12 protein-coding genes are annotated in these 14,461 nt (G+C 72.7%); 1 reads left to right on the top strand and 11 read right to left on the bottom strand.

Annotated elements, in window-relative coordinates:
- Positions 1-53: 53 nt before the first annotated feature.
- From OG811_RS22425 to ald, 6 genes are all read right to left on the bottom strand, one after another.
- Complete coding sequence (locus OG811_RS22425) at positions 54-824, bottom strand: pseudouridine synthase (RefSeq protein WP_406068445.1); 771 nt, start codon at positions 822-824, stop codon at positions 54-56.
- The gene (gene scpB, locus OG811_RS22420; RefSeq protein WP_406068443.1) at positions 811-1,791 is read right to left on the bottom strand and encodes an SMC-Scp complex subunit ScpB; all 981 of its coding nucleotides are present in this window, start codon (positions 1,789-1,791) and stop codon (positions 811-813) included. The genes OG811_RS22425 and scpB overlap by 14 nt, the downstream gene beginning before the upstream one ends.
- Positions 1,784-2,770 (bottom strand): segregation and condensation protein A, encoded by a 987-nt coding sequence (locus OG811_RS22415; protein ID WP_406068442.1) that lies wholly within the window; start codon positions 2,768-2,770, stop codon positions 1,784-1,786. The genes scpB and OG811_RS22415 overlap by 8 nt, the downstream gene beginning before the upstream one ends.
- A gap of 41 nt (positions 2,771-2,811) precedes the next feature.
- A complete protein-coding gene (locus OG811_RS22410) occupies positions 2,812-3,735 on the bottom strand; it encodes a ParA family protein (protein ID WP_124817891.1) in 924 nt (307 codons plus the stop codon).
- 179 nt (positions 3,736-3,914) lie between these two features.
- Positions 3,915-4,907 (bottom strand): site-specific tyrosine recombinase XerD, encoded by a 993-nt coding sequence (locus OG811_RS22405; RefSeq protein ID WP_406075866.1) that lies wholly within the window; start codon positions 4,905-4,907, stop codon positions 3,915-3,917.
- A gap of 11 nt (positions 4,908-4,918) precedes the next feature.
- Positions 4,919-6,034, bottom strand: coding sequence for an alanine dehydrogenase (gene ald, locus OG811_RS22400; protein ID WP_406068440.1), 1,116 nt, complete (start codon positions 6,032-6,034; stop codon positions 4,919-4,921).
- A gap of 227 nt (positions 6,035-6,261) precedes the next feature.
- Between ald and OG811_RS22395 the strand changes: the two genes are divergently transcribed.
- Positions 6,262-6,585, top strand: a complete 324-nt coding sequence (locus OG811_RS22395; protein WP_406075864.1) for a TM2 domain-containing protein — start codon at positions 6,262-6,264, stop codon at positions 6,583-6,585.
- Positions 6,586-6,683: 98 nt separating this feature from the next.
- Here OG811_RS22395 and OG811_RS22390 read toward each other — a convergent pair whose 3' ends face one another.
- The 5 genes from OG811_RS22390 to murJ form a co-directional block, all read right to left on the bottom strand.
- Complete coding sequence (locus OG811_RS22390) at positions 6,684-7,289, bottom strand: NUDIX domain-containing protein (protein ID WP_406068438.1); 606 nt, start codon at positions 7,287-7,289, stop codon at positions 6,684-6,686.
- Positions 7,286-9,037, bottom strand: a complete 1,752-nt coding sequence (locus OG811_RS22385) for a CTP synthase (RefSeq protein WP_406068436.1) — start codon at positions 9,035-9,037, stop codon at positions 7,286-7,288. The genes OG811_RS22390 and OG811_RS22385 overlap by 4 nt, the downstream gene beginning before the upstream one ends.
- Before the next feature lie 164 nt (positions 9,038-9,201).
- Entirely contained in the window at positions 9,202-11,601 is a 2,400-nt protein-coding gene (locus OG811_RS22380) for a hypothetical protein (RefSeq protein WP_406068434.1), read from the bottom strand.
- A complete protein-coding gene (locus OG811_RS22375) occupies positions 11,601-12,770 on the bottom strand; it encodes a glycosyltransferase family 4 protein (protein WP_406068432.1) in 1,170 nt (389 codons plus the stop codon). Before OG811_RS22375 ends, OG811_RS22380 begins: the two co-directional genes overlap by 1 nt.
- Positions 12,767-14,461 carry a murein biosynthesis integral membrane protein MurJ gene (murJ, locus tag OG811_RS22370; RefSeq protein WP_406068430.1) on the bottom strand — a complete coding sequence of 565 codons (1,695 nt, stop codon included), beginning with the start codon at positions 14,459-14,461 and terminating at the stop codon, positions 12,767-12,769. Before murJ ends, OG811_RS22375 begins: the two co-directional genes overlap by 4 nt.

The following is a 14,461-nucleotide window of genomic DNA, read 5'->3' as shown; positions in this document are numbered from 1 at the left end:
CGCGTCTCGGCCGTCACGGAGCCTACCGGCAGCCGTACCCCGAACCCGTGGGCTCAGTCACTCACCGCTTCGAACAGGGCGGCGACCTCGGCGTTGGTCAACCGCCGGATCCGTCCGGTCCGCAGCTCGCCCAGCCGGATGGGCCCGATCGAGGTACGCACCAGCCGGGTGACCGGGTGACCGACCTCGTCCATCAGACGCCGGACGATGTGTTTGCGCCCCTCGTGCAGGCTCAGCTCCACCTGGGCGCTCTTGCCCAGGGTGTCCACCACCTTGAACGAGTCGACCTTGACCGGCCCGTCCTCCAGCTCGACGCCGGCCAGCAGCCGCTTGCTCAGGTTGCGCGGGATCGGCCCGACCACCTCGGCGAGGTAGGTCTTCAGCACCTCGTATGACGGGTGCATGAGCTTGTGCGCGAGGGTGCCGTCGTTGGTGAGCAGCAGCAGGCCCTCGCTGTCCGCGTCGAGCCGCCCCACGTGATAGACCCGCTGCTCCACCCGGTTGCCGATGAATTCGGCCAGCTCGTTGCGTCCCTTATCGTCCGCCATGGTGGTAACCACCCCGCGCGGCTTGTTCATCGCCACGTAGACCAGGCGAGTGTCGACCTGGAGGCGCTCGCCGTCCACGTGGATCACGGCGGTGGCCGGGTCGACCTTGTCGCCGAGCTTGGCGACGCGCCCGTCCACCGTGACCCGGCGACGGAAGATCAGGTCCTCGCAGGCGCGCCGGGAGCCCACGCCGGCGGCGGCGAGCACCTTCTGCAGGCGCTCAGCCCCCTCGTAGACAGGGGCGTCGGGTTTGGGGGAACGATTATCGGGTCGCATCAGCAAGCTCTTCTACGTCGTCGGGCAGGAAGGGTGCGAGGGGCGGCAGCTCGTCAACGGTGTTCAGCCCGAGCTTCTCCAGGAACAACGTGGTGGTCCGGTACAGGAACGCCCCGCTGTCCGTTTCGGTGCCGCACTCCTCGACGAGGCCGCGGGTGACCAGCGTACGGATGACGCCGTCGCAGTTCACACCCCGGATGGCTGAGATTCGCGAACGGGTCACCGGCTGCTTGTAGGCGACCACGGCGAGCGTCTCCAACGCCGCCTGGGTCAGCCGTACGGACTGCCCGTCCAACACGAACCGCTCAACGTACGTAGCGTATTCCGGCCGGGTGTACAGCCGCCACCCGCCGGCCGCCCGACGCAACTCGAACCCGTGCCCGGCCGAGGTGTAGCCGGCGGCGATCTCGTCGAGCATCGGCCCGACCCGTTCGGCTGGCTGCTCCAGCACCTGAGCCAGAACCAACTCGCTGACCGGCTCGTCGACCACCAGCAGGATCGCCTCCAGGGCGCCGCGCAACTCGGCGTCGGAAAGCTCGGGCGCGGGCTCCGGCACGACGGGCACCCGCCGCCGGACCGCCGGCTGTCGACGGGGTACGGCCTGAGCGCCCGCCGCCTCCACAGCGCTGCCGGCCGGGTCCCCACCGGCACCGCCCAGCTCAACGAGCTCGTCCGCCTCAAGCGACTCGACCGCTTCAGTCGGTTCACCCGGCTCGTCCGAAGATTCCGGCCCCTGCAGGGGCGGCTTCCCCCCGAGATCTGCCCCAACGGCGGGCGCGGCGGTAGCGGGCGTGGCGGTAACGGGCGGGTCCGTGACGGACGGGTCCGGCGGCACTTCGGCGCCGCTGTCGTCGTTGGCTTCGGCGGCGGTGGAAGCGGGCCGGCGGGGACGCTCCCACGGGGGGATCCAGGCGGCGGCCTGATCGGCCAGGGAATCCCCGGAGTCCCGGCGTTCCTCGTCACTCATCCTGAGCACCCTCCGTCGTTCCCATCGCGACCGATCCCCCGGCCTCCCCCACCGACACGCCGCCCACCTCCGACTCAGCCACCAAAGACTCAGCCACCACCACCGGCTCGGCCTCGCTGGTGGGCTCTTCGTCGGCCGGGGTGCCGGCGTACTCGTCGACGTGCAACTCGGTGTCGCCGTCGACCGGGCCCGTCCAGCGCACGGTCAGCTCCTCCAGGGCCTGCTCCTGCACGAACGACACCAGGCCCTCCCGATACAGCTCCAGCAGCGCGAGGAAGCGCGCCACCACCTCCAGCGTCGCCTCGCAGTCGGCGCAGAGCAGGGAGAACGTGGCCGTGCCGGCCCGGCGCAGCCGGGCGGTGAGGATCGCCGCATGTTCTCGGACGCTGACCCGGACCATGTGCACGTGGGCGATCGAGACCTCCGGCACCGGCTTCGGGGTCATCGCCTTCACGGCCAGCTTCAGCAGCCGTTGGGGGCCGATGCCGAGCACCAGGTCGGGCAGCGCTTCGGCGTACCGGGGTTCGAGGCTGACCGCCCGCGGATACCGCCGGCCGCCGACGGCCTCCAGCTCGGCGATGTGCGCCGCCGCTTCCTTGTACGCCTTGTATTGGAGCAGCCGGGCGAAGAGCAGGTCCCGTGCCTCCAGCAGGGCGAGGTCCGCCTCGTCCTCGACCTCGGCGGAGGGCAGCAGCCGGGCCGCCTTCAGGTCGAGCAGGGTTGCGGCGATGAGCAAGAACTCGCTGGCCTCGTCCAGGTCCCAGTTGTCGCCCATGGCCCGGATGTAGGCGATGAACTCGTCGGTGACCGTGTGCAGGGCCACCTCGGTGACGTCGAGTTTGTGCTTGCCGATCAGTTGCAGCAGCAGATCGAACGGGCCGGTGAAGTTTGCCAGCCGCACCGTGAAACCAGCTGGCTGCACGCCATCGACCACGGCCGGAGCAGCGGCCTCGGGCGGGTCGAGGGGTGGCGCGGTCACCGGACGACCGTAGTCCACGAGGCGGGCACCGGGCGGTCCGGCTACCGCTCCGACTGGGCGGCGATCACCTCGCGGGCCAGCTGACGGTAGTTGCGTGCCCCGGAGGACGCCGGGTCCATCGTCGTGATCGGGGCACCGGCCACGGTGGACTCGGGGAACTTCACCGTCTTGGTGATGACCGTCTGGTAGACCTTGTCACCGAACGCCTCGACGACCCGCTGGAGCACCTGCCGACAGTGTGTGGTGCGGCTGTCGTACATGGTGGCGAGGATGCCCTCAAGCTCCAGGTCGAAGTTGAGCCGCTCACGCACCTTGTCGATGGTGTCCAGCAGCAGCGCCACGCCACGCAGGCTGAAGAACTCGCACTCGAGTGGGATGAGCACACCGTGCGCGACGGTCAGCGCGTTGATCGCCAGCAGGCCGAGCGACGGCTGGCAGTCGATCAGGATGTAGTCGTACTCCTTGCGGACCGTGCGCAGCACCCGGGCCAGGGCCATCTCCCGGGCCACCTCGTTGACGAGCTGGATCTCGGCGGCGGAGAGGTCGATGTTGGCCGGCAGCAGGTGCAGCCCCGCGACGTCGGTCTTGATGACGACGTCCTCGGCGAGGATGTCGTCCTGCATGAGCAGGTTGTAGATGGACAGGTCGAGGTTGTGCGGGTTGACTCCCAGACCCACCGAGAGCGCGCCCTGCGGGTCGAAGTCGACCAGCAGCACCTTGCGACCGTACTCAGCAAGGGCCGCGCCCAGGTTGATGGTGGTGGTGGTCTTGCCGACGCCGCCCTTCTGGTTGGCCATCGCGATGATGCGCGCCGGGCCGTGCCGATCGGTGGGCATCGGCTCGGGGATAGGCTTGCGCATCGTGTAGGCAGCCGGGTCCGCAGGACCGAGGTCCGCGCCAAGCGTGGCCTGCTGCTCGCGGAGCTCCGACGTCCAGGTCTCGGCACGGTCACCGTTGCCAGCCATGTGCTCGTTGCCCCCTCCCGACGACCCACCCGGCGTCGGAGCCGTCCGACGTCCTTCGCGGCGCCGCTGCGCACCCCAGTCGTGTCGCCCCAGGAGGTCCGCGCCGATGCCGACTGTACGCCACCGACCAGCAGGGGGTTCGGCACCGGCCCGGCGTGTCGGCACCGACCGTGACCGGTTCAGCCCCGGGCGCGCGGGTGGGCGGTGGCGTACACCTCGCGCAGCCGCTCGACGGTGACCAGGGTATAGACCTGCGTGGTGGTCACCGACGCGTGGCCGAGCAGTTCCTGCACCACCCGCACATCGGCGCCGCCGTCGAGCAGATGGGTGGCGTACGAGTGGCGCAGGGTGTGCGGGGAAACGGCGGCGGGCCCGTCGACGGGCAGCCCGGCCCGGCCCGCGCCACGGCGCAGGATGCCCCAGGCGCCCTGGCGGGACAGCGCGCCGCCGCGGGCGTTGAGGAAGACCGCCGGGGTGCCTCGCCCGGCGGCGGCCAGCCCGGGGCGGGCCCGGACCAGGTAGGCGCGGACCGCGTCGACGGCGTACCCACCGATCGGCACCAGCCGCACCCGGCCGCCCTTGCCACGCAGCAGCACGGTGCCCTCGTCGGTGTCGAGGTCGTCCACGGCGGCGCCGACCGCTTCGGAGATCCGCGCGCCGGTGCCGTACAGAAACTCCAGCAGCGCCCGGTCCCGCAGCGCGAGGGGCGCGTCGTCGCCGGTCGCGGTGATCGGGCCGGCGGTCTCCAGCAGCCGGACCACGTCGTCGACCGGTAACGCCCGGGGCAGCCGGCGTGGCGGGGTGGGCGGGCGGACGTCGCGGCTGGGGTCGGCGCCGGCCAGCCCTTCGCGCAGGGCGAAGCGGTGCAGGCCGCGTACCGCGCTGGCCGCGCGGGCGGCGGAGGAGACCGCCAGCGGCGGGTGTGCGTCGTCGCCCGCGCGCAGCCGCGCCAGGTGCGATTCGACGAGGCCGGCGCCGACCGACGCGAGGTCGGCGACACCAGCCTCGGCCAGGGTCGCGAGATAGCGGTCCAGATCCCGACGGTACGAGGCCAGCGTGTTCGCGGACAGACCACGTTCGACGGTGAGGTGGTCGAGGTAGCCGCGGACGGCACGGCGCAGGGCCGGCGTGGGCTGTTCGCCCCCGCCGGCGGAGTCCGGATCGCCGGTCAGCCCGCCACCGCTCAGGCCAGCGCCTCGGCCAGCGGGAGCACGTCCATGCCGTGCGCCTCGGCGACCGGGCCGTAGGTGACGTGGCCGTCGTGGGTGTTCAGGCCCAGCCCCAGCGCCGGGTCGCGGCGCAGTGCCTCACGCCAGCCGTGGTTGGCCAACTCCAGGGCGTACGGCAGGGTGACGTTGGTCAGGGCGTGCGTGCTGGTGTTCGGCACCGCGCCGGGCATGTTCGCGACGCAGTAGAAGATCGACTCGTGCACCTTGTACACCGGGTCGGCGTGCGTGGTGGGGCGCGAGTCCTCGAAGCAGCCGCCCTGGTCGATGGCGATGTCGACGAGCACGCTGCCCGGCTTCATCCGGGAGACCAACTCGTTGGAGATCAGCTTCGGTGCCTTGGCGCCGGGCACCAGCACCGCGCCGATGACCAGGTCGGCGTCGAGCACGGCCCGTTCGACCTCGTACGCGTTGGAGGCGACGGTCTGCAGGTGGCCGCGGTAGATGGCGTCGGCCGAGCGCAGCCGGGCGACGTTCTTGTCCAGCAGCAGCACCTCGGACTGCAGGCCCAACGCGATCGCGGCGGCGTTCAGGCCGGAGACCCCGGCGCCGATGACCACGGTCTTGGCCGCGTACACCCCGGAAACACCGCCCGGGAGCACGCCGCGCCCACCGCCGGTACGCATCATGTAGAAGGCGCCGACCTGCGGGGCGAGCCGACCAGCCACCTCGGACATCGGGGCGAGCAGCGGCAACGACCGGTCGGGCAGCTCGACGGTCTCGTACGCGATGCCGGTGACCTTGCGGTTGATCAGCGCGTCGGTGCATTCCCTGGAGGCAGCCAGGTGCAGGTACGTGAAGAGCACCTGGCCTTCGCGCATCCGGTGGTGCTCCTCGGCGACCGGCTCCTTGACCTTGAGCACCAGCTCGGCGGTCTCCCACACCTCGTCGGCGGTGGTCAGGATCTTCGCGCCGGCGACGGCGAACTCCTCGTCGGTGATGCTGGAGCCGAGCCCGGCGCCGGACTCGATGAAGACCTCGTGGCCGCCGCAGGTGAACTCGTTGACGCCCGCTGGCGTGATCGCCACGCGGTATTCGTGGTTCTTGACCTCGCGGGGGATTCCGACCTTCACGATGCAGACACCTCTCTTCGGGGCTGCTCTCCCCCGACTGTCGGTGCCGCGATGGCCCCAGTGCCACCACGGTCCGCCGGTCCCCCCGGCGGCAGTCTAGGCGCGCCCGGTGCCGCCGCGAGCCAGCACAGTGGCATCCGGTAGCCGGGTGTCCTGACGGAATGTCAGGGCGACCGACCGGGCCCGACGGTGGGAGGCAACCTCAGCCGACAGGACAGTGTTAGCCCATTATCGTCCCATCTGGCGGATGCCGGTGCGGACAAAAGACGAGTGGATCACTAGCGTGTCCGCCCATGACCACTCCTCCTTACCAGCCGGGGTACGCCCCCGGTTACTCCGACAAGAGCAAGGTCGTCGCGGGCATCCTCGGCATCCTGCTCGGCACCTTCGGCGCCGGTCGGTTCTACACCGGACACACCAAGATCGCTGTGCTTCAGCTCGTGGTGAGCCTCGTGACCTGTGGTGTCGGCGCGCTCTGGGGCATCATCGACGGCATTTTGATCCTGGTGAACGGCGGCACCGACGCCCAGGGCCGGCCGCTGCGCGACTGACCTGACCGGACCAACAGCAAGGGGCCACGCGGCATGCCGCGTGGCCCTTTTGCGCGTACTCCTCGTCGATGCCACCTGTGCGGCCCCGGCGGCGACTCTCAGCGCGGCAGCGGCACGTCCGCGTGGCGCAGCGCCGACCAGCCGGTGTCCCGGGCGCGGGCCGCGGCCAGCAGCCCGGCCACCGCGGAGGCGTTGGTGATCTCGCCGGTCAGGACCATGCCGACCGCCTCGTCCAGGTCGATCCGGACGATCTGGAGGTCGGCCTCCTCGTCGCTGCGCTCGTGGCGCTCGTCGGCCGGCACGTCGGCCAACTCCCGGGCCAGGTAGACCCGGACCAGCTCGTTGGTGAACCCGGGCGAGCTGTGCAGGTCGACCAACACGTCGATGCGGCCGGCGGTGAGATCAGCCTCCTCGGCCAGCTCCCGCAACGCGGCGGCCGGCAACTCCTCACCGGAGACGTCCGTCAGCCCGGCCGGCAGCTCCCACAGGTGCCGCCCGACCGGGTGCCGGTACTGCCGGATCAGCACCACCTGGCCGGCGTCGTCGAGCGCCACCACGGCCACCGCCCCGACGTGCCGGACGAGGTCCCGCCGCGCGGTCCCGCCGCCCGGCATGGTCACCTCCTCGGTGACCACGTCGAAGATCCGCCCCCGGTAGCGCTCCTCGCGGGAACGCACCTCGTAGCGGTGCTCGACCTCGGTCACGACGCGGACGCCGCCTTCGTCGCGGCGCCGTTGCGGGCGGCCTTGTGCGTCGTCGGGGCCTCCGTCGCCGCGTCCAGGTCGACGGGCAGCTGGTCGGCCTGCGAGTACGCCACCGCGGCCTTGACGAACGAGGCGAACAGCGGGTGCGGGCGCGTGGGGCGGCTCTTCAGCTCCGGGTGCGCCTGGGTGGCCACGAAGAACGGGTGCAGGCTCCGGTCCAGCTCGATGAACTCGACGAGCCGGCCGTCCGGCGAGGTGCCGGAGAAGCGCAGACCCGCCTGGGTCAGCGCGTCCCGGTAGGCGTTGTTCACCTCGTAACGGTGCCGGTGCCGCTCGCTGATGTCGGTGCTGCCGTACGCCTCGGCGACGATCGAGCCCTCGGTCAGCGTCGCCGGGTACGCCCCGAGCCGCATGGTGCCGCCCAGGTCGCCCTTGCCGGCGACGATGTCCTCCTGGTCGGCCATCGTGGCGATGACCGGGTGCGCGGCCTGCTCGTCGAACTCCAACGAGTTGGCGCCGTCCAGGCCGGCCAGATGCCGGGCCACCTCGATGGTCATGCACTGCAGACCGAGGCAGAGGCCGAGCAGCGGGATGCCGTTCTCCCGGGCGTACCGGGCGGTGCCGATCTTGCCCTCGATGCCGCGGACGCCGAAGCCGCCGGGGATGAGGATGCCGTCCACACCGGCCAGGGCAGCAACGGCACCGGCCGGGGTGACGCACTCGTCGCTGGGCACCCAGCGCAGCTGCACCCGGGCCCGGTGGCCGAAACCTGCCGCCCGGATCGCCTCACTCACCGACAGGTACGCGTCGGGCAGGTCGACGTACTTGCCGACCACCGCGACGGTGACCGTGTGCCGGGGCCGGTGCACCCGCTCCAGCAGGTCGTCCCAGCTGGCCCAGTCCACGTCCCGGAAGGAGAGCCCGAGCCGACGCACCACGTACGCGTCGAGCCCCTCACGGTGCAGCACCTTCGGGATGTCGTAGATGCTCGGCGCGTCCGGCGCGGCGACGACCGCCTCGGTGTCCACGTCGCAGTAGAGCGACAGCTTCTCCTTGAGCTTCACCGGGATCTCCCGGTCGCTGCGCAGCACGATGGCGTCCGGCTGGATACCGATGTTGCGCAGTTGCGCCACCGAGTGCTGGGTCGGCTTGGTCTTCAGCTCACCCGACGGCGCCAGGTACGGCACCAGCGAGACGTGCAGGTAGAAGCAGTTGTCCCGACCGAGGTCGTGGCGGACCTGGCGGATCGCCTCCAGGAACGGCAACGACTCGATGTCGCCGACCGTGCCGCCGACCTCGGTGATCACCACGTCGGGAAGCTGGCCGTCCTCGTCCGGGTCGGCCATCGCCAGGATCCGGGACTTGATCTCGTTGGTGATGTGCGGGATGACCTGAACGGTGTCGCCCAGGTACTCGCCGCGCCGCTCCTTGGCGATCACGTCGGAGTAGATCTGGCCGGTGGTGACGTTCGCCTTCCCGGACAGCGCCCGGTCCAGGAAACGCTCGTAGTGCCCGACGTCGAGGTCGGTCTCGGCGCCATCCTCGGTGACGAAGACCTCACCGTGCTGGAACGGGTTCATCGTCCCCGGGTCGACGTTCAGGTAGGGGTCGAGCTTCTGCATCACCACGCGCAACCCGCGCGCGGTCAGCAGGTTGCCGAGGCTGGAGGCGGTGAGGCCCTTACCCAGCGAGGAGGCAACGCCCCCGGTGACGAAAATGTGCCTGGTCGTCCGTGCTGATGGGGCCAAGGCCTGCTCCCGTGTCGTCTGTCGGCGGTCATGCAGACCGCCGTGCTTGATCAGCTAAGTGATCACGCGATCCACGGGATTCGACGGTAACACCTCCCGGGTGGGTACCCGCAGGCCGCACCCCGCCTGCGGCACCTCCGGGTCATCCGGACGAGGCCCGGCGCTCAGGACGCGGCAACCTCGGTCGATGACCGGGTGACCTGCCGGGGCGGTACGACCACCGTCGGCGCGGCATCGGGCGTCGACCCGCTCGCGGTCGGCTCCGCCGGGTCGTCGGCGCCAGCGGAGGGGTCCGCGGGCGGCGCGACCGGCGCGGGTGCGCTCGCGGGCGGACCACTGATCGGACGCGGATGGACCGCCCCCAGAGGCCCACCACCGCCGGTCGGGCCGCCACCCCCACCGGCCGGGCCGATCCCGCCGGACCCCGAGTCGTCGTCGGCGCCGTCCGCGCGGAAGCGGCCCGGGACCGGGCGGGTCCGGTCGGCGGCGTGCCCGAGCACCCGCAGCGACGCCAGGGCGGCCAGCGGCACCACCAGCGCGGCGGCAGCACCCAGCACGTCCAGCGCCGCGCCGTCGAGCACACCACCGATCACCGCGGCGACCACGGTGCCGGCCAACGCGGCCCGGACCGCCGGGTAGATGCCGAACAGCCGCATCAGCCCGCCCCACGGCTGCAACAGGGCGAACCACACCAGCAACCCACCGGCCAGCGCCAGCACGGTCAGCGGGCTGTTGACCAACGTCTCGAAATTCTCCGTGCTGGATCGGTGCACCGTGAACCCGCCGGTGCCGTCGCCGAGCGCGGAGAGGAACCGACCCAGGCTGCCCCGCTCCACCGGCGGACGGCGCAGGTCCACCACGGCGAAGCCGATGCCGACCGCCAGAGCGGCCATGGTGGCCCAGGCCAGCCGGGTGATCGTCAACCAGCCGCCGGCGCTGATCACGGCGGCGACGCTCACCCCGGCGGTGAGCGCGATCGCGCCGACCTGGTCGGCACCCAGATACGGGCTGCCGACCACCACCACGGCGAGGCCACCCACGGCCACCATCACCGCCGGCCGCCAGCCACGGTGCACCCGTTGCGCGAGCCAGCCCCCGGTGAGCAACGCGCCGGCGAGGAACACTCCCAGCCCCACCGTGCTCAGCCCGGCGTATCGGCCACCCTGCAACGCGGAGTAGCCGACCACGCCGTTGAGCTGGAGGCTGGCCCCGGTGAGCACGTCCAGCCCGACGACAAGTGTGGTGAGACCGGCCACCGCGCCGACCGGGCCGAGGCTGCCCGCGTACCCGGGGGCGAACCGCACCGCCGTGGTGCCGGCGGCCACCAGCAGCGCGGTGATCCCGGCGAAGATCCACCCAGGGTGCTCGCCGCGCCACCAGGGCACCGCGTCGGCCAGCAGCGCCGCCGGCACCGTCAGCGCCGCGGCGACCAGCAGCAGCTCCACCACTGCCACGATCCGCCCGGAGACGGGGGTCGGGCCGCTGGGCCCGGCGTGCGGGCGGGCCCGGCGCAGCAGCGGCAGCATGGCGAGCGCCAGCAGCACCTGCACACCGGCGAGCAGCGTGAAGAACCGGCCGGAGACGTTCCGCTGGGCGGCCGCCTCCCGATCGGCGTCCGCCGGGACGTTGATCGCGTTGACCAGGTCGGCCGGACGGCCGCCGCTGCTGATCGCCGGACGCCCGAGGAAGAGTCGCTCCGGCATCGGCCGGCCCAGTGCCGCCAGCGCGGTCGGCGCCAGGTCGACGAGTTGCAGGTATCCGTCCCGGCCGGTGCTGGCCGAGGTGAGCCACCCCCGCTCCCAGCCCGGCCCGTCGGCCACCGCCACGTGCAGCCGCGACGTCTGGTCGGTGTCGGAGATCCCCGCGACCAGCACCAACGACCGAGGTGGCCGGGCGGCCAGCACCCGGGCCAGCTGGGCGTCCGCCGCTCGGGCCTCCTCGGCGCGGGTCGCCGGATCTGTCCCCGCGACCGTTCCGAGGTCGACGATGCTCAGCACGCACGAGCCGAGCAGCACCCGGGGATCAGCCGGCAACGCCGAGGCGTACCGGTCGACGCGGCCGAACGGTCGGGCGGCGGCCACCGCCGCACCCGGGCCCACGGCGACGGAGCAACGCACCGACTCCGACAGCGATCCGGGCACGGCACCCCAGGGCAGGCGCTGCTGGTTGTACTGGACCACGCTCTCCTGGTCGGGCAGGTTCGCGCCGATGCCGTCCGGTTGCTCCACGGCCACCCCGGTCGCTGGACAGCCACCGGCCGCCCGGCTGCCGTTCCACGCGGCGAAGCTGCCCGCCCCCAGGGTCAGCCAGCCGTCCACCGGGCAGGTGGGTCGGTGCGCGGAGCGCACCGACAGCGAGCCGATCGACCCCTCCTGGGCCATCCGCCACAACGTCGGGGTGCTCTGCGGACCCACGTCCTCCCACCGCAGCCCGGCGACCCCGGCGAGCACCACGAAGTCGGCGGTGCGTTGCGGGATGCCCTGGGGTGGGCGGGCGGCGAGCGCGGTGACGCCCAGCGCCACCACGAGCACGGTCAACAGGGCCGGAGCGATTCGGCGCAGCATCACCGGTGTCCCGTTCTCGGGGCGTCGGAGCCTGGGCCGGCCGCCGGACCGGTGGGGTCCGCGGCCAGCTCGGCGTAAAGGGCGACCAGCGCGGCGACGGTGTCCGTCTCGGTCGGCCACGTCGCCGCCCGTTCGGCACCGCGCCGGCCCAACTCGGCCCGAGCCACCGGGTCGTCCAGCAGCGCGCGCACCGCCGTGTCGACCGCGTCCACATCACCGGCGGGGACCAGCGTGGCAGCGTCGCCGACCAGCTCCGGCAGCCCGCCGACCGCGGTGGCGACAAGCGGTACGCCAGCGCGCAGCGCCTCCTGGGCGAACAGCTGCCGGGCCTCCCAGTCGCTGGTCACCACCGCGAGGTCGGCGCCGGCGAGCAGGTCGGCCACGTCGGTGCGGTGCCCCAGCAGGGTCACCGGCGCGCGGGCCGCGGAGGTCCGGGCAGCCAGCGGCAGATAGGCCGGCCCGCTGCCCGCGATCACCACGACCGGCGGCGGGGTACGCGTACGCCAGCGGGCCGCCGCGTCGATCAGCACGTCGTACCGCTTCTGCGGGTGCAGCCGACCAACCGAGACGATCAACGGCTGGTCCGGGCGGACCCCGAACTCGGCGCGTACCGCTGCCGGGCGTCGACGCGGCGTGGGCAGCGTCGGTGCGGCGACCGGGGCGAGCCGGGCGTCGGCGGCACCCAACGCGGCGGCCCGTTGCACCAGGTCCGTGGAGGCGCCGAGGGCCACCCGGGCACCCCGGGCCACCATCCGTTCGACGAGTCGGGACACCCCGCCGCGCAACCCGCCCGCGAGCACCGCGTTGTGCCAGGTGACGATCAGCGGGGCGGCGGGACGGGCCAACACGGCGACCAACCCGGCACGCAGGCCGTGGGCGTGCACCACATCGACCCGGGCGGCGGTGAGCACCCGCCGCAGGGCGAGCACCGCCCGGGCGTCGGCCGGGGTCGGGCTGGCCGGGATCTCCACCGGCTCGAAACGCGCACCGACACCGGTGAAGTCGAACTGTTCCTGGGTCGCCGCGGGCCCGCAGACCAGGACGGTGGCGCCGCCCGCGACGAGGCCACGTGCCACCGAGCGGACGTGCTGGCCGACCCCGCCGGTGCTGGACGCGAGCACCAACGCGACGGTGCCCGACCAGCCGGCAGGCAGAGCTGGCTCACTCATCGGGTTGCCGTCTCCTTCCCGTCGCCCCGCTCTGGCGGAACCGCGTCCGGCGTCGACGCACCACCGGGGCCCCGTGGCCCCCGCCGGCCCAGACGCCGCAGCACCCCGGCGAGCAGTGGCTGTACGTCCCGCCGGTCGACGAACCAGACCACGGCGAGGAACACAACCCCGACCAGAACCCCGGACAGCATGCCCTGACCGAGTGCCGCCGCCATCGTCGGGGTGCCGCCGCCCGGCGTGTCAAGCCATCGGGTGAGGCCCAACCCGGCGAGCGCGGCGAGCACACCGGCGAGGCCACCGGCCGCCCCGGCCCGTGCCGCGCCGGCCAGTGCGGGACGGCCGGCGCTGCGCAGCACCGCCAGGAGCAGCAACGCCCCGAGCACCAGCATCCCCACCGAGTTGGCGGACGTTACCGCGAGCACCCGGTCCCGCAACGGCAGCAGCGCACCGAACAGCAGGACGACGGCTGGCACCACCAGGAAGCCGACGGCGGTGGCGGCCGTCGCCGCCCGGGTCTCGCCCCGGGCATAGAGGGCACGGGTGAGCAGCGCGAAGAGGCCGTAGCCGACCAGACCCGGGGCGTATCCGATGATCGCGGCGGCGGCGGTCGAGGCCGTGGACGCGGGGAAGAAGAAGTGCCCCACCGGGCCCGCCGTCCCGATCAACGCGGCTGTGCCGAGGCAACTGAACAGGAGCACCCCGCGAACGGCCGGTGCCAGGGTCGCCCGGTAGGTGTCCTCGTCGGCGGCGGCCCGGGCCGCCGCCAGGGTCGGGTAGGCCGCGATGGCCAACGGCACCGCCAGCACCGCCCACGGCAGCAGGTAGATGCTCTGCGCCAGGTTGTAGACGCCCGGGTTGCTCCGCGCACCGGCGGTGACCTGGTTCAGGCTGACGATCAGGGCGATCTGCTGGGTGGTGACGGTGACCGCGCCGGCCACCGCCAACCCGCCGACCCGGGCCCGCGCGTCGGCGGGGAATCCGAACCCGGGCCGCAACCCCAGGCGCAGCTGGCGGACCGGGATCAGTAACGACAACGACAGCACCACCACGCCGAGGGTGGTGCCGGCGGAGAGCAGCAACTCGCCGCCGGGGCTGACCCCGCCGACGGTGGCGTACCGACCCTGCGTGGCGGTGAAGCCGAGGTAGACGACGATGACGGTGAGACTGGACAGCAACGGGGCGAGCACCGGCCAGGCGAAGCGGCGGTGCGCCTGGAGCACCCCGGTGAGCACGATGCCGACCCCGTACAGCGGTAGTTGCGGCGCGAAGACCCGCAGCATTCGGACGCCGCTCTGCTGCTGGGCGGTGGTCAGGTGGTAGCCCAGCGACTCGACCACCGGCCCCGCGAACAGCACCACGAGCAGCGCGAGCGGGACCAGTAGGGCCAGCGTCCAGGTCAGCAGGGCGCCGGTGGTCCGGGCGACGGCCGCCCGGTCGCCGGCCGCGACCGCACCGGCCAGCAGCGGTACGACGAGGCTGGCCAGCGCTCCCCCGGCGACGATCTCGAAAATGAAGTTCGGCACCGCGTTGGCCACCACGTAGGCGCCGCCGAGGTCGGTGGGTGCCAGGCTCCAGGTGAACACGGCGGTACGGCCGAAACCGGCGAGGCGGCTGGCCACGGTGAGGACGGCGATGAGCGCGGCTGCCCCGGCCAGCCGGCCGGCGCCGGCGAGGGGTGCCGGTCTGGTCAC

Origin of the sequence: Micromonospora sp. NBC_01638, assembly GCF_045209745.1 — a bacterium.
Taxonomy (GTDB): Bacteria; Actinomycetota; Actinomycetes; order Mycobacteriales; family Micromonosporaceae; genus Micromonospora.
Note: the sequence above shows the minus strand (reverse complement) of the source record. Positions and strands in the feature narration are given on the sequence as shown.